The sequence below is a fragment of the Candidatus Zixiibacteriota bacterium genome, from assembly GCA_035574315.1.
Lineage (GTDB): Bacteria > Desulfobacterota > Binatia > UBA9968 > UBA9968 > DATLYW01.
In genome coordinates, this window is record DATLYW010000048.1 from 239131 (window position 1) to 256719 (window position 17589).

Annotated in this window: 14 protein-coding genes; 6 read left to right on the top strand and 8 right to left on the bottom strand. The window is 65.9% G+C overall.

The annotated features are described in order from the left end of the window. Window positions 1-112 precede the first annotated feature (112 nt). On the bottom strand, window positions 113-601 hold the full coding sequence (locus VNN77_17520; protein HXG53199.1) for a Mut7-C RNAse domain-containing protein: 489 nt from the start codon (window positions 599-601) through the stop codon (window positions 113-115). Window positions 602-643: 42 nt separating this feature from the next. Here VNN77_17520 and VNN77_17525 point away from each other — a divergent pair, with 42 nt between their 5' ends. From VNN77_17525 to VNN77_17540, 4 genes are read left to right on the top strand one after another with little or no spacing between them, the layout of a single operon-like run. Then, window positions 644-2113: a transglutaminase-like domain-containing protein gene (locus tag VNN77_17525; GenBank protein ID HXG53200.1), complete on the top strand. Its 1470-nt coding sequence runs from the start codon at window positions 644-646 to the stop codon at window positions 2111-2113. Between the two features lies 1 nt (window position 2114). Further along, the gene (locus VNN77_17530) at window positions 2115-2873 is read left to right on the top strand and encodes an ABC transporter ATP-binding protein (GenBank protein ID HXG53201.1); all 759 of its coding nucleotides are present in this window, start codon (window positions 2115-2117) and stop codon (window positions 2871-2873) included. After that, the gene (locus tag VNN77_17535) at window positions 2870-4561 is read left to right on the top strand and encodes a hypothetical protein (protein HXG53202.1); all 1692 of its coding nucleotides are present in this window, start codon (window positions 2870-2872) and stop codon (window positions 4559-4561) included. The genes VNN77_17530 and VNN77_17535 overlap by 4 nt, the downstream gene beginning before the upstream one ends. 21 nt (window positions 4562-4582) lie before the next feature. Next, window positions 4583-5245 (top strand): alpha/beta fold hydrolase, encoded by a 663-nt coding sequence (locus tag VNN77_17540; protein ID HXG53203.1) that lies wholly within the window; start codon window positions 4583-4585, stop codon window positions 5243-5245. 4 nt (window positions 5246-5249) lie between these two features. Here VNN77_17540 and htpX read toward each other — a convergent pair whose 3' ends face one another. After that, the gene (gene htpX / locus VNN77_17545) at window positions 5250-6128 is read right to left on the bottom strand and encodes a zinc metalloprotease HtpX (protein ID HXG53204.1); all 879 of its coding nucleotides are present in this window, start codon (window positions 6126-6128) and stop codon (window positions 5250-5252) included. Between the two features lie 133 nt (window positions 6129-6261). Here htpX and VNN77_17550 point away from each other — a divergent pair, with 133 nt between their 5' ends. Next, entirely contained in the window at window positions 6262-7128 is an 867-nt protein-coding gene (locus VNN77_17550) for an LLM class F420-dependent oxidoreductase (protein ID HXG53205.1), read from the top strand. Here the strand turns inward: VNN77_17550 and VNN77_17555 are convergent. Genes VNN77_17555 through VNN77_17565 form a run of 3 tightly spaced genes read right to left on the bottom strand, consistent with a single transcriptional unit; the run spans window position 7072 to window position 11799 of the window. Next, entirely contained in the window at window positions 7072-8250 is a 1179-nt protein-coding gene (locus tag VNN77_17555; protein HXG53206.1) for an aminopeptidase, read from the bottom strand. The two genes, VNN77_17550 and VNN77_17555, sit on opposite strands and share 57 nt — an antisense overlap. Before the next feature lie 6 nt (window positions 8251-8256). Next, complete coding sequence (locus VNN77_17560; GenBank protein ID HXG53207.1) at window positions 8257-10059, bottom strand: ABC transporter ATP-binding protein; 1803 nt, start codon at window positions 10057-10059, stop codon at window positions 8257-8259. After that, entirely contained in the window at window positions 10060-11799 is a 1740-nt protein-coding gene (locus VNN77_17565; GenBank protein ID HXG53208.1) for an ABC transporter ATP-binding protein, read from the bottom strand. Window positions 11800-11914: 115 nt separating this feature from the next. Here VNN77_17565 and typA point away from each other — a divergent pair, with 115 nt between their 5' ends. Further along, window positions 11915-13747 carry a translational GTPase TypA gene (gene typA, locus VNN77_17570; GenBank protein HXG53209.1) on the top strand — a complete coding sequence of 611 codons (1833 nt, stop codon included), beginning with the start codon at window positions 11915-11917 and terminating at the stop codon, window positions 13745-13747. 8 nt (window positions 13748-13755) lie between these two features. On the opposite strand, the gene VNN77_17575 is transcribed toward typA, so the two are convergent. The 3 genes from VNN77_17575 to VNN77_17585 are packed head-to-tail and all read right to left on the bottom strand — an operon-like array spanning window position 13756 to window position 17546. Beyond that, window positions 13756-14118 (bottom strand): VOC family protein, encoded by a 363-nt coding sequence (locus VNN77_17575; protein HXG53210.1) that lies wholly within the window; start codon window positions 14116-14118, stop codon window positions 13756-13758. Window positions 14119-14160: 42 nt separating this feature from the next. After that, window positions 14161-14406, bottom strand: a complete 246-nt coding sequence (locus VNN77_17580) for a glutaredoxin family protein (GenBank protein HXG53211.1) — start codon at window positions 14404-14406, stop codon at window positions 14161-14163. After that, window positions 14403-17546: an AsmA-like C-terminal domain-containing protein gene (locus tag VNN77_17585; protein HXG53212.1), complete on the bottom strand. Its 3144-nt coding sequence runs from the start codon at window positions 17544-17546 to the stop codon at window positions 14403-14405. Before VNN77_17585 ends, VNN77_17580 begins: the two co-directional genes overlap by 4 nt. Window positions 17547-17589 lie beyond the last annotated feature (43 nt).

A 17589-nucleotide genomic window follows, 5' to 3' on the forward strand; every position in this document is an offset into this window, starting at 1 on the left:
CGATCTGGTGAATGAACGGCGCCGGGCGATCGCGGGAACCGACGCGGTCAGCGACACGAAGCCCGGCCGTCGAACAGGTTTCTTCTAGCACAGGGTCCGGCCAAATTCTAGCTCAGCCGCCGGTGATTTTCTTGAGCTCCGCAAGCATTTTCTCGTGATGCGTGGCTCGCCAGAAGACCCGACGGCAGACCGGGCAACCCGAGAACTGCTCCTGCGTGGCGAAGACGTACGGAGGAACCAGAGCCTCGACCGATTCCTTGGGCAGCGGCCGTAACAAGGCGTTGCACTCCAGGCAGCGGCTGAAGGCTCGCGCGAACGGGTCGAGCCGGCAGTGCTCGATGACCTGGCGCAGCTGTTCGGGATAGCGGTCGCTGGCGATGAAAATCAATTCCGGCGGGTGTTTGCGGGCGAGCTTGCGGTCTCGGGTCAAGATCGTCCGGTGCTCGCGACGCGCCGCGCGGATGAGCCCGTAGCCGGAGAGATGGGGCCCGTAGATCACATCCTGGCCGATCACCCGCAGCCACTTGACGAGCTTGCCCAGCATGCGGTCGGCGGCGAATCTCACCTCGGAACTCTCTCCCTCACGGCCCTCGACCGACATTGAATCGTTCTCCCTTTGTCTTTACCATATACGGACATCCGCATGCTTGTGAAGCGAGCCGCCGGCGTCGCCGTTGTTTCCTTTTGGGTCGTCATGAATGGTTGGCTGCTGCAGCGCCAGCTTTCTGCGCCGCCGGCGCCGATTGCGCTGCCCGCCATCCGGGCGCTCGCCGGCCCCGTGGAGGAATGGTGGGGCATTTATTACCGCGGAGAGAAGATAGGCTACGCGACTCAGGCGATCCGCCCGGGTGAGCCGGGCTATCGCATCGCCGACTACGCGATCATGCGCCTGCGGCTGCTCGACACCACGCGCACTGCGGTGACTCGCCTCAACGTCGAAGTCGATCCGGAATGGGCGCTCGAGCGGTTCGACTTCGATCTGCAATCCGACGGCGTCCGTTTCAAGGCTCGGGGACGCGCGGCCGCGGGCAGGCTCGTGCTCGAGGTCGAGTCCGCCGGCCATGCCACGAAGCGCGAGATTCCACTGACGCAGACTCCTTATCTTCCGGCCGCGCTCAAACCTTTCATCGCCACCCAGCAGCTTCAACCCGGCAAGGAGTATTATTTTTCGACCTTCGATCCGGCCAGCCTGTCCCAGCAGGTGACGACGGTGGTGGTCGAAGGGCGGGAGCAGATCCGCGTCGGCGACCGCACCGAGCCCGCGATGCGGGTGAGGCAGAAGTTCAGAGGGATTTCGGTGGTCTCCTGGCTGGACGGAGCCGGAGGCACGCTCCGGGAGGAATCGCCGGCGGGATTCACCCTGGTGCGCCAGAGCCCGAACGAAGCGAAAGCGATGCCGTCCGGACCACGCGCGGTTCCGCTCGACCTGATCGCCGCGACCGCGATCGCGCCGGACCGTCCGGTCGAGCATCCCGAGCGGCTCCGGCGGATGAGGCTGCGTCTCGGCGGCGTCGAGACGATGAATTTCCCCATGCTCGGCCTGGGGCGCCAGAAGCTGCGTGGCGACGTTCTCGAGATCCGGCGCGAGGAGCTGCAAGACCTGCGGTTCGTGCGCCTCCCCGTTCGCGACCGGATGCTCGCTTCGTACCTGCAGCCGACTCCTTTCCTCCAGAGCGACCATCCGAAAATCCGCGATCTCGCGAGCCGGATCGTCGGGCGGGAGCGGGACGCGCGGGAGGCGGCCGAGCGCATCCGCCGCTGGGTTCATCGCGAGCTGGCCAAGCAGCCGACGGTGAGCGTTCCCAACGCGCTCCAGGTGCTCGAGCTCAAGCGGGGCGACTGCAACGAGCACACCGTGCTGTTCAACGCGCTGGCGCGCGCCGCCGGACTGCCGGCGAAGACCGTGGTGGGAGTGGCCTACGTGCGCAACGCTTTTTACTATCACGCGTGGTCGGAAGTGTGGCTCGGCCAATGGGTCTCCCTCGATGCCACGCTCGATCAGTTTCCCGCCGACGCGGCTCACGTGAAGTTCCTGGAGGGCGACATCGACCGGCAGATCGATGTCCTCCAGCTCATCGGCCGGTTGAGCATCCGGGTGATCGAGGCGTCGTGACGTGATCCGGATCGCGGGCCTGACGAAGCTCTACGGCGACGTGGCCGCCGTCGACTCGCTCGATCTGGAAGTTCCCGGCGGCGAGATCTTCGGCTTTCTCGGTCCGAACGGCGCCGGCAAGACCACGACCATCCGAGTGCTGATGGGCGTGCTCAAGGCCACCGCCGGCCAGGTTTTTCTTGGCGGACATGACGTGGAACGCGAGCCGGAACGCGCCAAGGCGATCGCCGGATTCATCCCCGATCGTCCTTTCATCTACGAAAAGCTCAGCGGTCGGGAGTTCCTGCAGTTCGTCGGCCGGCTTCATCGCCTGGAGCGGCCCCGGCTGGAGCGGCGGATCGCGGAGCTTCTCGAAGAATTCGAGCTGAGCGCGTGGGGAAACGAGCTCGTCGAAGGCTATTCGCACGGCATGAAGCAGCGGCTGGTCTTCTGCGCCGCGCTCGTCCATGAACCGAGGATTCTCATCGTCGACGAACCGATGGTCGGCATGGACCCCAGAGGAGCGCGCAAGCTCAAGGATCTCTTCCGATCCCTGGCGCGCGGCGGAGCGGCGGTCTTCCTGTCGACGCACAGCGTCGACATGGCCGAGGAGCTGTGCCACCGAATCGGGATCATCCAGCGCGGGCGCCTGATCGCGTGCGGCACGATGGCCGAGCTTCACGCGCAGGCGAGAAACCAGGACGGCAATCTGGAAAGCGTCTTCCTCGACCTCACCCGCGAAGCCGCGGAGACGCGGGGCCCGGACGGTACCCGGCCGTGACCGCGATTGCGACGCTGCTGGGGCCCTTCTGGCGCTCCTGGAAGAACGACCTCTCACGCGGCGGGCTGCGGCTGGGGCGTCGCGCGGGGCTGCTTGCGATCGGGGCCGGGTTTTGGCTCGGCGTATACTACGTGGTCCGGCGCGTGCTGATCTACTTTCAATCGATCTACGATCTCGGTCCCGGTCTCGCCTACCAGCTTCTGTTGATCATCCTGCTCACGTTCCTGTCGATGCTGCTCTTCAGCAACCTGATCACGGCGCTTTCTTCGTTCTTCCTGGCGCGCGATCTCGACCTGGTGCTGTCGACGCGAGTCCCCATGGGGTCGTTCTATTACTCCCGGCTGATCACCACCGCCGTCAACTCCTCCTGGATGATGCTGTTCTTCAGCCTTCCGGTTTTCGCCGCCTACGGAACCGTGTTCGGCGGAGGCTGGGAATACTACTTCTGGTTGGGAATCACCTTGCCGCTTTTCCTGATCATTCCGGCGGCGCTTGGCGTGCTCGTGACCCATCTACTGGTCTATCTCCTTCCGGCGCAGCGGATTCGGGAAGTCCTGTTCTTCATCGGCCTGTTTTCCTTCATCGTCGTTTATCTCCTGTTCCGCTTCTCCCAACCCGAGCGGCTGGTCCAGCCGGAGAGCTTCGGCCACTTTCTCGAGTTCCTCGCCGCGATGGAGGCCCCGTCGTCGCCCTTCCTGCCGAGCAGCTGGTCCGCCGAAGTCCTCGCCCGGCCGCTTTTCAACCGTGCCACCGACCACGGCTTTTTCTATGCGCTGCTCGCCAGCTACGCGCTTTTCCTGCCCTGGGTCACCGGCTGCGTCTCGAGCGCCGTGTACCTGAGCGGCCGGTCCAAGGCGCAGGAGTCCCGCCGCGGGCGGCGGCAATCGGAGCGGTTCGAGCACGCGCTCGAAACCCTGTTGAGGCCGGTTCCCGGGGTGCTGCGCGCGCTGATGATTCGCGACGTCAAGATTTTTCTGCGCGACAGCACGCAGTGGTCGCAGCTCTTTTTGCTCCTGGCCCTGGTCGTGGTCTACCTGTACAATTTCAAGGTTCTGCCTCTCGACCGGGCGCCAATCCCGACGGAAACGCTCAAAACGATGATCGGCTTCGCGAATCTGGCGCTCGCGGGTTTCGTCTTGAGCTCGGTTGCGATCCGCTTCGCCTTTCCGGCGGTCAGTCTGGAGGGCCGGGCCTTCTGGATCGTTCAGACCGCCCCGATCGGGCTCACGGCGGTTCTGTGGAGCAAGTTCTGGCTCTATCTGATGCCGCTGCTGATCCTCGGCGAGATTCTCGTTTTCCTGAGCAACCTCCTGCTCCAGGTTCCCGCATGGATGATGGCGCTCTCGCTCGTCACCGTTTTCGCGATGGCGCTCGGCATGACGGCGATCGCGGTGGGCGTGGGCGCGCTCTACCCGAAGTTCGACTTCGATCACGCGGCCGAGATCCCGACCAGCTTCGGCGGAGCGATCTGCATGATTTTCGGCGTCGGTTTTATCGGCCTTACCGTGATGGTCGAGGCCTGGCCGATCTACTACCTTGGCATGAAGTCGTTTCGCTCCGCGGCACCCGCAGCACCGGAGGTGGGGCTGCTGGCGCCCTCCCTGATCGCGGTGGCCGGCCTGACCGCCGCCGCAGTGGTCGTGCCGATCCGCCTCGGGCTGAAGAGCCTCGAGCGGCTGAGAGCCTGAGTCGGGAAAAAGGAGGATTCGATGCGATTGGTGCACACGCTCTACGAGCCTGCGGGAGCCGGTCCCCATCCCACGCTGCTGGCGCTTCACGGCCGGGGCGCAAATGCCTTCGACCTGCTCGGGCTCGCCCCTTACCTGTGCGGTGGCCGCTTCCTGGTGATCTGTCCTCAAGCGCCGATCGCGATGCCGATCGGGCCCGAAGCGACCGGTTACGCCTGGTATCCCGCGGGCGGAACCTTCGACGTCGACGCCGCCCTTTCGTCGCGCGCCGAACTCGACCGCTTCATCGACGATTGCGTCGGCCGCTACCCTGTCGATCCGGGCAAGCTCGTGCTCATGGGATTCAGCCAGGGAGGAGTAATGGCCTACGCCCTGGCGCTCGCCCATCCCGGCCGTTTTGCGGCTCTGGTCGCGCTCAGCTCCTGGCTGCCCGACGAGATCGTCTCCGGGGCGGGCGCAGACGGGGCTCTCCGATCGCTACCGGTGCTCGTGCAGCACGGCTCCGAAGACCGGATGATCGAGGTCGGGCGCGCGCACGCCTCGGTCGAGCGCCTGCGCGAGCTTCGCGCCGCCCTCACCTACCGGGAATACGATATGGGACACGAGATCACGCCGAGAAGCCTCGCGGACCTCTCGGCGTGGCTGGAAGAAAAGATATTTTCTCCTCTGGGGATCGTCGGCTGAGCGGTCAGTAAGCGCGCGCGCCCATTCGGGCCGCCATCGCTTCGAGCCGCGCGATCCGCTCCTCCATCGGAGGATGGGTGCTGAAGAGCGCGGCCAGCCCGCTGCCGGTCAGCGGGTTGACGATGAACATGTGGGCAGTGGCGTTGGCGGTGGCGTCGCTCGCCTCGAGCGGGATACTCTGCACACCCCTGTGCAGCTTGCGCAGCGCGCTGGCGAGCGCCAGCGGGTCCCCGGTGATCCTCGCTCCTCCTTCATCGGCGCCGTATTCTCTCGATCGTGAAACCGCCATCTGGATCAGCAGGGCGGCGATGGGAGCCACGATCATCATGAACAGCAGGCCCAGCATGCCGCCGCCGTCCTCGCGGTCGCGGTCGCGGCCGGCCCCGAACATGGCTGCCCACTGCGCCATCTGCGCCAGATAGCTGATCGCGCCGGCGATGGTCGCCGCAATCGTGCTTACCAGGATGTCGCGGTTGGCGACGTGGGCCAGTTCGTGCCCGAGCACTCCCGCAAGCTCTCTTTTCGTCAGCATCCGCCGGATCCCGTCCGTGACGGCGACCGCCGCGTGTCGAGGATTCCGGCCGGTGGCGAAAGCGTTGGGGGTTTCCTGCGGGAGGATATACACCTTGGGCATCGGCAGGTTTGCCCGCTGGGCCAGGTCCTGCACCAGCCCGTAAAGCTCCGGATCGTCCTGAGGGCCGACCTCCTGGCCGCCGTACATCGAGATCACGATCTTGTCGCTGAACCAGTAGCTCACGAAATTCATCGCTCCGGCAAGCAGCAGCGCGATGACCGCCCCCTGCCGACCGCCGATCATGTCGCCGATCCAGATCAACAGAGCCGTCAAGGCGGCCAAGAGGATCGTGGTCCGAAAGGTATTCATCGGGCTCCTCCCTTTGCACCCATCCTATGAAATGGCTAACTTAAGTCAAGCTTGCGGTTCGCGGCTAATTTGCGTACGGCCGGGGCGGAAATCAAGCCCCAAACGATCGGGGCGATCGAACAGGAGTAAAACCATGCGTTACGGCGTCGTTTTTCCCCAGACCGAGATCGGCGCGGACCCGATCGCCATCCGCGACTTCGCCCAGGCGGCGGAGTCGCTTGGCTACGACCACATTCTCGCCTATGACCACGTGCTGGGCGCCAATCTTACAAGCCGACCGGGCTGGAATCCGCCCTATAGCTACCGGGATATGTTCCACGAGCCCTTCGTTCTTTTCGGATACCTGGCGGGCCTGACGAAGCGCATCGAGCTGGTCACTGGAGTCCTGATCCTGCCGCAGCGCCAGACCGCGCTCGTCGCCAAGCAGGCGGCCGCCCTCGATGTCCTGAGCGGGGGCCGGCTGCGGCTCGGGGTTGGAATCGGCTGGAACCCCGTCGAGTACGAGGCTCTCGGGGAAAACTTCGCAAACCGCGGCCGCCGGTGCGAGGAGCAGATCGAGGTGCTGCGCGCGCTCTGGACGGGGGACGCGATCACCTACTCCGGCCGATGGCACAAGATCACCGACGCCGGCATCAATCCGCCGCCGGTCCAAAAGCCGATTCCGGTCTGGCTCGGCGGGAGCCACGAACGCGTCCTCAGGCGGGTCGGGCGCCTGGGGGATGGCTGGTTCCCGCTGCTCGCCCCCGACGAAACCTGTCGGGCCGCCATCCAACGGGTGCGCTCGTACGCGCGCGAGGCGGGACGAGATCCCGAAAAAATCGGCATCGAAGGGCGCATCTCCGTCGCCGGCCAAATCGAGGAAACCTGGCTTCGACAGCTCCACGCCTGGACAGAGCTCGGAGCGACTCACCTTTCGGTCAACACCATGAAGGCCGGGCTGGCCTCAGCGTCCGAGCACATCCAGGCGATCGCCCGGTGCAAGGCTGTACTGGCCGGCTGAGCTCGCCGGAGCGGGGATCAGCGCCCGCACCTTCTCGAACGGATCGCCGCCGCCATCGACCGCGTCCCGCACCGACGCGATGACCGCGGGCAGGCTCTGCCCGAGAGCGTGATAGACGGATTCGAAGAGCCTGAGATTCTTGAGGTAAAGCATAAAATTGATCAGCACGGCATTGTTGAGCTCCTGGCGGGAAAACCCTCGAAAGCGATGGCCGGGGCGGGCCGCCGTCCGCTCTTGCCAGTCCCGCCGGGCGCGATCGAAGACAGCCTCGCGCGCTCTCAGCTTGTCCTCGTACGGAATCTCCCGCGCGTACAGATCCGTCAGCTCCGTTGCCAGCGCTTCGATGAAGTCCGCGAACTCCAGCTCCTCGGCCCATCTGAGCATCGCTCGCTCGTGCTCCGGGCTGCCTTCGCCGGACCGGGCGCGGAAGAAATCGATCGCTGCGCGCCCGCCGACGAAATTGGCCACGCTTTCGTTGAAGGCGCCCGCGCCCTTGACGTACAGCGTATTGTGAAACAGTTCGTGGAAGACCACGTCCGCGAGCGCGACCTTGTCGTATTTGAGCAGGTGGTCCAGCAACGGATCGTCGAACCACCCGAGCGTGCTGAAGGCAGGCGCGATGCGGACGTGGGTGTCGTAGCCTTCAGCCCTGAGCTCCTCGGCGGCCGCTGCCGCCGCCTCCTTCGAGAAAAATCCCTTGTAAGGCACCCGACCGACGATCAGGAACCACCACGTATAGGGCCGGAGCTCCGTCTTCGGGGCGGCGGTGAGCACATATGAGAGATCGGCGCGGTCGACGTAGGAGTACGAAGCGTAGCTGCCGCCGACGTTCAGCTTGAGAACGTCGCGGGCGTACTCGCGAACGGCAAGCACCAGAGCGAGCTTTTCGCGGCGATCCCCGTCCATCGCCGGGTCTTTGAGGAGATTTGCGATCGGCTCGCGGCGCCACAGGATCTTCCCTTCTTCGTAAGCCGCCCGCATGACGTAGAGCGGCGAGCAGGAGGCGAGCATGGCAGCGACGAGCGCCCCCGCCGACGCCGGCCGCAGCGCCCGCCCCCAGGCGGCGGCGAGGCGGCGCGTCCCACGGCGGTCGGTCCGGCTCTCGGTCGCAACCCGGTTCATACCCGTTCAGGCCGTCACTCGTCCGGCGAGCCTCAGCTCCTCGCGCTCGTACTGGAGCTGGTACAAGCGGTGGTAGATTCCTTTCCGCGCCATCAGCTCCCCGTGCGATCCGCTCTCGCGCACTTCCCCGTGGTGCAGCACGACGATCCGGTCGGCGTTGCGGATCGTCGAGAGCCGATGGGCGATCACCAGACAGGTGCGGCCGCGCATCACCTTCTCCAGCGCGTCTTGAATCAGCGCCTCGGTCTCCGTGTCGACGCTCGAGGTCGCCTCGTCCAGGACGAGGATGTCCGGCTGGAAGACCAGCACGCGAGCGAGGGATAGAAGCTGGCGCTGGCCCGCCGAGAAGTTGCTGCCGCGCTCCCGCACCTGGGAGGCGAAGCCCTGCGGCAGCTTCCGGATGAAGCCTTCGGCGTTCGCGTGGCGAGCCGCCTCGACCACCCGCTCCAGGGGGATCGAGCGGTCGCCGAGACGGAGGTTGCTCGCCACGTCTCCGGAAAAGAGAAAGACGTCTTGCAGGACCACGCCGATGTGTCGCCGCAGCGCGTGCAGGTCCCAGTCGCGCACGTCGACGCCGCTCACCCGGATCGAGCCGCGGTGGATCTCGTAGAAGCGATTGAGCAGCTTGATCGTGGTCGTTTTTCCCGACCCCGTCGCCCCGACGACCGCCACCCGCTCCCCCGGCTCGATGCGGAAGCTCACCCCTTTCAACACCGGCTCGTTCGGCCTGTAATGAAACCAGACATCGTCGAACACCACCTCCCCGCGAAACGGTCTGGGAACGACCGCGCGCTTCGGGCTGGCGATCGAGACCGGCGTGTCCAGGAGCTGAAAAATCCTTTCGGCCGACGACATCGCCGACTGCAGGACCGCGTACTTCTGGCTGAAGTCCCGCAAGGGAACGAAAAAGCGGTGGATGTACTCCTTGAACGCGACCAGCGTGCCGATGCCGACCGCGCCGTGCAGCACCTCGCCGCCGCCCCACCAGAGCAGCAGCGCCACGCTCACGGAGCCCGCGGCTTCCACCATCGAGTAGAGCGCCGCTTCGTACAGGTTCGACATGTGGTAAGCGTCGCGGTGAGCGGCGTTGAGCGCGTCGAACTCCCGGTAGCTTCGCGCCTCCCGGGCGAAGAGCTGGATCACCGCCATCCCGGTGATCGCCTCGCCGAGATAGGCGTTGATCCGCGCGATGCGCTCCCGGATCTGGCGGTAGGTCTGGCGCGCCTTGACGCGGAAAAAGTTGATCGCCAGCGCCATGGGCGGGATCAACGCCAGAGAGACCAGAGCGAGGCCGACGTCGAGGTAAAACATGATCGCGACGATCCAGGCGACCATGACGAAGTCCGAGATCAGCGTCATGACCCCCGACGAGAACATCTCCTGGAGCACGTCGACGTCGGTGGTCATCCGCGTCACCAGCCTGCCTACGGGGTTGCGGTCGAAATAGCCCATCGGCAGCTTCTGCACGTGCGAGAAGATCGCCACGCGCAGATCCGCCAGGCACCGCTGCGCCACCAGCATCGTGAGGTAGTAATGGAAGAAGAGCGTCGCGACCTCGCCGGCGAGCGCACCGAGAAATAGCAGGCCGACGTTCTGCAGCCCCCAGAAGTCCCTGGCCGCGATGAAGCGGTCGATCGCGACCTTCATCAGATAGGGCTGTGCCAGTCCGAACGCCTGCTGCAGCGGGAGGAGCAGCATCGCGAGCCAGAACAGCCGCCGGTACGGAAGCATGAAGGCCCAGAGGCGCCTGATCAGGCGGGCGTCGTAGGCGCGGCCGAGGCTTTCTTCGCGCTGCTCCACCGGGTCCATCTAGATCCGCTCCAGCTCCTCCGTCAAACGCTGTTGTTCGTAGATCTCCGCGTACACCCCGCCCCTGCGGATCAGATCCTCATGGTTCCCCCGTTCGACGATCTCGCCCTCGTCCATCACGAGGATCTCGTCGGCATCCTTCACGGCGGAGATCCGGTGGGAGATGATGAGGCAGGTCTTCTGCTTGAGGATCGATCGGATGCCCGCGAGGATCTCGGCTTCGGTCTGGGCGTCGACGCTCGACAGGCAGTCGTCGAGAATGAGCACCGGGGGATCCATCACCAGCGCGCGGGCCAGCGTCGCCCGCTGCTTCTGGCCGCCCGAGAGCGTCACCCCGCGTTCGCCGACGACCGTGTCGAGCCCGTCCGGAAAAGCCTCGAGATCGCGGTCGAGCCGCGCCAACCGGACGGCGCGCTCGAGCTCTTCTTCCCCGACGTCCTCGCGCCCGAAGGTCAGATTGCGCCTGAGCGACGTCGAGAACAGGAACGGGTCCTGAGGCACGTAGCCGATCGTTTGCCGGAGGTCGCGCAGCGACAGGCGGCGGAGGTCCTGCCCGTCCCACAGGATCGTGCCGCAAGCCGGATCGAAGAGCCGCGGGAGAAGCTGCGCCAGGGTGCTCTTCCCCGAGCCGATCCGCCCGACCAGGGCCACGGTTCGACCCTTGGGCAGGAGCAGGTTGACGTCGCGCAGCGCCGGACGGCCGTTCTTCTGCCGATCGTAGGCGAAAGTCACGTCGCGGACCTCGATGCCGCGTTCCAGCCCGGTCACCTTGACCGGCTCGGCGGGCTCGGCGATCTCGGGCTGGATCTTGAAGATCTCCTCCAGCCGCTCCATGGCCGCGCGGCCGCGTTCGATCAGCGAGAGCATCCAGCCGAACGCGGCCGTCGGCCAGGCGAGCACGTTCAGGTAAGCCACGAAAGCGACGATGTCCGCTACCAGAATGTCGCCGCGGATCACCCTCATTCCCCCGTACCAGATCACCACCAGCACCGTGAGCCCGTTCACCCCCTGCATCACCGGCGTGATGATGCCGCGCATCCGGGCGAGCTCCAGGCTCTTTTCCTGGTAAACGTCGTTCAGCTCCACGAAGCGCTGCGTCTGATGGGCCTCCTGCGCGTGCGCCTTGACGACGTGCATGCCGCTCAGGTTCTCCTGTACGTGGCTGCTCAAGACCGACATCTGCTGCTGCACCTCGAGGGAGCTCTTGAGAATCCGGCCGCGGAAGCGCCGCACCGCGAAGATCAGCAGCGGAAACGGCGCGAGCGCGGCCAGCGTCATTCGCGCGTCGATGGAGAACATCAGGGCGAGCGCGTAGACGTAGTAGAGCGGCGCGTTGACGAAGTTCAGGATCCCCGGCCCGAGCATCACGCGCACGGCCGAGATGTCGTTGATCACCCGGGACATCAGGTCCCCTGTGCGCTGCGAATGGTAAAAGGACGGCGGCAGCTTCTGTAGGTGAGCGAACAGGTCGTTGCGCAGGTCGTACTCGACGTTGCGCCCGGCGTTGAAGATCAGGGCGCGCGACCAGGTGCGCACGATCCCCTGGGCCACCGCGGCAGCGCCGATCAAGCCGGCGTAGAAGGCGACGTCCCTCAGCGGCCCGCCGTGCTCGATGGCGCGCACCGCCTCGCGCATCCACCATGGGATCCACATGACCAGCGTCGTGGTGGCAACGAGACAGAGGGCGCCGAGCAGGTAGCGCGCGCGGTAGCGCCGCAGGTAGATGATCAACCGCCCCATGGGCCTGAACGTTAAAAATACTCCACGGCGCCAGGCGAAGCAAGAAAACGTCTTTTTGGCGGCGTGGCGCGCCGGCGCGCTTGACAAGGAGCGGCTGGTCCCCGATAAAGCACGCATGACTTCGCCGACTCTCGCCCGGCGCCCGGACGTCCGCAACATCGCGATCATCGCGCACGTCGACCACGGAAAGACCACGCTGGTCGACGGCCTGCTCCGCCAGAGCGGCATCTTTCGCGCCAACGAGCCGGTGGCGGAGCGCGTCATGGACTCGATGGAGCTCGAACGCGAGCGTGGCATCACGATCATGGCCAAGAATGCCTCCGTTCGCTTCCGCGGGATCAAGATCAACATCGTGGACACGCCCGGGCACGCCGACTTCGGAGGCGAGGTGGAACGGACCCTGGCGATGGTGGACGGCGTCATGCTGCTGGTCGACGCCTCCGAGGGGCCGCTGCCGCAAACCCGCTTCGTCCTGAAAAAAGCGCTGGAATCGAGCCTTCCGCCGCTCGTCTGTATCAACAAGATCGACCGCCCGGACGCGCGGCCCCGGCAGGTGCTGGACGAGATCTACGATCTGTTCATCGACCTCGAGGCGACCGAGGACCAGCTCGACTTCCCCGTGGTTTACACCAACGCGCGCGCCGGCACGGCCACGCGCGACCTCGCGCGGCCAGGCGTCGATCTCGAGCCGCTCTTCGAGCTGATCGTGGACACGCTTCCCGGGCCGGCGGTCGATCCCGACGCGCCGGCGCAGTTTCAAGCCAACAACCTCGATTACAACGATTACGTTGGCCGGCTGGCAATCGGCCGGATCAAGAGCGGCCGCCTGACGCCCGGGCCGTACGCTCTTTGCCGGGCCGACGGAACGCGGGCGGCCGTGAAGGTCACCCGGATCTACGCCTGGGACGGTCTGAAAAGGGTCGAGGTCGCGTCGGCAGAGGCGGGCGATATCGTGGCGGTGGCCGGCATCGAGGACATCACGATCGGTGATACCCTGGCCGACCCCGAGCGTCCCGTGGCGCTTGCGCCGCTGCGTGTCGACGAGCCGACGATCGCGATGATCTTCAGCGCCAACACCTCGCCGTGGGCCGGCCGCGAGGGCGAGTTCGTCACCTCGCGCCAGCTCCGCGAGCGGCTGTTCCTTGAGCAGAAGAAGAACATCAGCCTGAGGATCGCGGAAACGGGGCAGCCCGACGCCTTCCAGGTCACCGGGCGGGGCGAGTTCCAGCTCGCCATCCTCATCGAGACGATGCGCCGCGAGGGCTACGAGCTGATGGTCTCAAAACCCGCCGTGGTCACGCGCGAGATCGGGGGGGTGCTCCACGAGCCGACGGAGCTCCTGGTGGTCGACATCCCGGAGGAGTTCATCGGCGTGGTGTCCCAGCTGCTTGCCGTCCGCAAGGGAAAGATGGTCAAGATGAACACCGGGAGCTCGGGCCGCGTGCGCCTCGAGTTTACGGTCCCTTCCCGCGGCCTGATCGGCTTTCGCGGCCGCTTCTTGACCGACACCCGGGGTACGGGCATTTCGAACGCCCTTTTCGACGGCTGGATGCCGTGGCACGGCCCCATTCAGGCGCGCGCCAACGGAGCGATGGTCGCGGACCGCGAAGGAGTCGCCACGCCCTACGCGGTTTTCCACCTGCAGGAGCGCGGGGCGATGTTCATCCCGCCGGGGGCGCGGGTTTACGAGGGAATGATCGTCGGCGAGTACTCGCGCGCCGCCGACCTCAACGTCAACGTCTGCCGGGAGAAAAAGCTGACCAACATCCGCGCCGCCGGACGCGACGAGAACATCCTCATCACGCCGCACCGGGAGATGGGGCTCGAGGACGGGATCGAATGGATCGCCGACGACGAGCTGATCGAGGTGACTCCGCAATCGATCCGCCTGCGGAAGAAAATCCTCGCGCAGTCGGACCGGCCCAGACGCCGCGTCGACGGGGAGTAGCGCCGCACTCAATCGGAGTGCAGCGCCAGGCGGTTCCCCTCGCTGTCGAGAACGATGGCGCGGAAGCCGAACGGGCCGATCGAGCGTTTCGGCTCGAGCACCTTGCCGCCGTTGGGCTCCACCGCGGCGATCGCGTCGTCCAGCCGGCCGTTCGCGTTGAGGTAGACCGTCGGCCCGTGCGCCGACGGGGCATGCGCGCCGCCCGCGAGCAGACAGCCTCCCGTCTCGCCGTCCCGGTGGGGCAGGACCCCTAGCACCGCTCCGCCGAGCTCGCGCTTCTCGACCTTTGCTCCGAGCACCGCGGAATAGAAACGGATCGCGCGCTCCAGGTCGACGACCGGAATGTCGCACCAGACGATTGGACTGGCCATCTCTTCTCCTTCGAGCCCCGAGCCGTCCAGCCGACGGACCGCTCAGGCCCTTTGGCTCAAATGCCGTTCCAGCTCCTTTGCGGTCACGCGATACTTGAACGCTTTGCGGCCGTTCACGAACAGCACAGGCACCTCGTGGCCGTAGCGCTCGCGCAGCGTCTCGTCCTCGTCCACGTCGATCTCGCGCCAGTCCAGCGCGCGACGGGCCGTCACTGAACGTACGATCTCTTTCATCTCCTCGCAGAGACAGCAACCTTTCCGGGTGTAGAGAACGATTTCGTTTTTCACGGCGCCGCCGGCGGCCTCGCCTCTTCCCGGGGCCCTCCCGGCTCGGCTCCGGCAGGCGTCCCCTTGTTTTCCTCGCCGATAAAGGGAATCAGCTTCTTCGGCACTCCGAGAACGCTGAAGAAGACTTCCGAAAGCGTGCTCAGCGGCGCCGGCGTGATGGTCGGATCGTCGATCGGCCCGTTGATATTGAAGCTGGCCACCAGAAAGGAATTCTTGATCGCCGCGATGCCGCGCCCGATCAGCGGTATGGAGCTGATGGCGGTGTCGATCCCGGCGAAGGGGCGCACCGCCATGACGAAATCGATATTGTCGTTGGGCACGTCGATCTTCCCCGATCCGGTCATGCGCAGATCGTCGCTGTCCACGACGAGATTCTGCGTCGTGTACACTCCTTTTTCCACCCTGAAATCGCCCGTGATACTGCGGAAGCGGATCCCCTGTTTGGTGAGATCGGGGAGCTTCAAGGTGAACCAGCGCGAAAGGTCCAGGAGGTTGAGGATCTGGATCAGGATGCGGAAACGCTGGATGGTGCCGTCCTCGATCCGCAGGTGGAAGGCCCCGTTCAGGTTGCGCTTCCGCTCCGCCCCGTCCTTGCCAATCGATTCCAGGCTCCCCTTGACGTGAGCCTTGCCCGTCATCTCCGCGTTCTCGATCTCCAGCCAGCGCAGCAACGTTTGCACAGGCACCGCCTGAAGCCGCGAGTCGATGCTGAAGGCGAGGACGTCCGGCCTGTCTGCAACGGTCACCGTCCCCTCGATGGCTCCGCTCGCGGCGCGCATGGTCACGCGGTCGAGCTTCCAGACCCGGCGGTCGATGACGACATCGGAGCTGAAGTCCGAGAATTCGAACGCCTTCAGGCGACCCCGGCCCAGTCGAATCCGTCCGGAGGCGCGGAGCTTCGCGTAAAACTCGCTCGATTCCGGATCGATCTGCGCGAAGAGGTAGCCCAGATCGAGATTCGGAGCCGCGAAATCGAAAAGGAGCCGCGGCTCCTCACGATAACGCCATCGGCCGCTGAAGGTGACCGGAAATCCCGCGAGCAGCCCTTTGAGATTTTCCACCTCGATTCCCGCCTCCTCGATCCGGACCTTCCCGTTGAGCTCGCGCAGGGGCTGGAGCAGCGGCCTGGTCATGAGCTGAACGTTGGCCAGGTCGAGCTCTCCCGAGAACCGACGATTCTCCGTACCCGTCAGCGGCCCGCGGTACCGCACGAAGCCCCGCACCAGGCCGCTGCTCCGAGCCGGGTCGCCCAGATCGAGCAGGCGCGACACGACCTCCGCCCGGACGCCGCCGGAAGCGATCACCAGGTCGAAGGAGCCGTTCGGCGCCGTGTACTCGTGCAGTCCCAGCCGAATCTGCACGGGCGACCCGTCCAGCAGCGCCGAGATCTTCTCCGCTCTGATCTCGGCGGGGGCAAGGCGGACCGAGCCGCGGAGCTCGGCAAGCGAAACGTCCCCGGCCCGCAGCCGGGCCCGATCCAGCGCCACGTCGCCTTCCCACTCGACCGCTCCCCGCGCCGCCTTTTTCACACCGGCGGAAACCGTGGCCGACCCTGCGATCTGGCGAATCGAAGCGAGGGCGGAAGCCAGCCGGCCCGGGAGCCGATCGGGCGGAACGACCTCTTTCAACTCGGCGAGGTCGATCACGGCCTGTACCTGGAAAGCGAACGCGCCGCTCGCGGGCGGCGAAAGCCCGTACCATCCGTTCGCCTGTACCAGGCGCGACTGGCCGTATTCGCCTCCGACGCCCGCAACCGAAAGCAGCCCCTTTTCCGCCTTGAGGCTGCCGCGCACCCGGCGAAACGGCAAGGGCGACCAGGGAGTGAGCTGGCCCCCCACGCCGGCGAATTCCGCCTCGAGCGACACGCGGTCCCACGGATAGGCTTTCCCGCCCCCCGAGAGCTCGGAAAGCGTCCCGCTGCCCGTTGCCGACTTTATCGAGACCTCGCCCTCCTCGATGGCGGCGACGACGCGCTCGACTTCGGGCGCCCAGCGCGCGGCGGGAAGGTACTTACGCAGCACGACGAACGGCGTTCGGGCTACGGTAGCCGCGAACCGCAACCGGGGATTTTCGCTGTCCAGCGACCGAACCTCGCCGCGGAACCTCAACCGCAGCTCGTTCGAGCGGAGACTGAAGTCGGTGACATGGAGATCCCACGGTTGCCAGCTGACGTCGATCTCCGCCGTGCCGCTGCCCGGAGCGAGCGGCCCCCGGAACCAATCCGGGGCCTCAATCGACAGGCGCCGGAAAGGAACGGTGCCTTTCACCAGCAGTCGGGTCGCGGGGGTCCCTTCAAAGCGGAGCCGCGGCGAGAGAAAACCGTCGATCGAGCGGATCGAAAACCGTTCGCCGAGCTGCTCGCGCACCATACCGGCCGGCAGATCCGCCAGCTGAAGCTCGCCCTGCCAGTAGGCTTTTCGCAGGTCTGCCGCGTCTTCCGTCGCGATGACCCGGCCGTTTGCGCGCAGCGCCGTCCGCCAATTGCCGGAGCTGACGCCGCTCGCGACCGAGAAGGCTACCCCTCCTCGCACCGGAGGCCGGGAGCCCGCGACACCGGTCCGCGGCTCGGCCCGGCTCGCCTCCGTTCGGCTGCGGAGTCGTTCGAGCGTCAGTTGGACATCGTGCAGGAGGATCTCTTGACCGCTTCCCCGCCGGAGGTCGACAAGCTTCAGGTCGCCGCCCGAGACCTTGATCGATCGCAGATCGAGCCTCAGCCGCGCGTCGCCTTGCGCGAGGAAGGGGAGGTTGAGCAGCTTGTCGATCAGGGGAACCCGGCCGTCCTTTTCCCTCACCAGAACCCCCGCCGGCCGGTCGATCCGGATCTCGTAGAAATCCAGCTGCCGGTGCAGAAGCGGGGCCAGAGCCACGCGCGCGGTCAGTTCCGCAGCCGTGAGAATCGGCCGCGGTCCGCCCGCCTCGAAGAGCGCCAGGTCGCGGAAGCTGGCGCCGGTGATCCAGCCCAGCTCCACGCGCGCCTGGCCCAGCTCCACTCGCAGCCCGGTTTCGCGCTCGATCTCCCTCACGAGGAAGCGGCGCAACTCGCCAATCTGCACCAGATAGTAGAACGCGGCCAGGACCACCGCGATAAACAGAACAAACGTCGTGAAAGCAAAGCCGAAAAACTTAAGAACTTTCCGCATGAACAAACCGCAACGGTCCCGGAGCTGGCATTTCAGCTCCATG

Excerpts from the sequence above, each read along its gene's own strand:
- VNN77_17550 (HXG53205.1), top strand. The coding sequence starts at position 6,262 with ATGCGTTACGGCGTCGTTTTTCCCCAGACCGAGATCGGCGCGGACCCG.
- VNN77_17565 (HXG53208.1), bottom strand. The coding sequence starts at position 11,799 with ATGGGGCGGTTGATCATCTACCTGCGGCGCTACCGCGCGCGCTACCTG.
- VNN77_17560 (HXG53207.1), bottom strand. The coding sequence starts at position 10,059 with ATGGACCCGGTGGAGCAGCGCGAAGAAAGCCTCGGCCGCGCCTACGAC.
- VNN77_17575 (HXG53210.1), bottom strand. The coding sequence starts at position 14,118 with ATGGCCAGTCCAATCGTCTGGTGCGACATTCCGGTCGTCGACCTGGAG.
- VNN77_17520 (HXG53199.1), bottom strand. The coding sequence starts at position 601 with ATGTCGGTCGAGGGCCGTGAGGGAGAGAGTTCCGAGGTGAGATTCGCC.
- VNN77_17555 (HXG53206.1), bottom strand. The coding sequence starts at position 8,250 with ATGAACCGGGTTGCGACCGAGAGCCGGACCGACCGCCGTGGGACGCGC.
- VNN77_17585 (HXG53212.1), bottom strand. The coding sequence starts at position 17,546 with ATGCGGAAAGTTCTTAAGTTTTTCGGCTTTGCTTTCACGACGTTTGTT.
- htpX (HXG53204.1), bottom strand. The coding sequence starts at position 6,128 with ATGAATACCTTTCGGACCACGATCCTCTTGGCCGCCTTGACGGCTCTG.
- VNN77_17540 (HXG53203.1), top strand. The coding sequence starts at position 4,583 with ATGCGATTGGTGCACACGCTCTACGAGCCTGCGGGAGCCGGTCCCCAT.
- typA (HXG53209.1), top strand. The coding sequence starts at position 11,915 with ATGACTTCGCCGACTCTCGCCCGGCGCCCGGACGTCCGCAACATCGCG.
- VNN77_17525 (HXG53200.1), top strand. The coding sequence starts at position 644 with ATGCTTGTGAAGCGAGCCGCCGGCGTCGCCGTTGTTTCCTTTTGGGTC.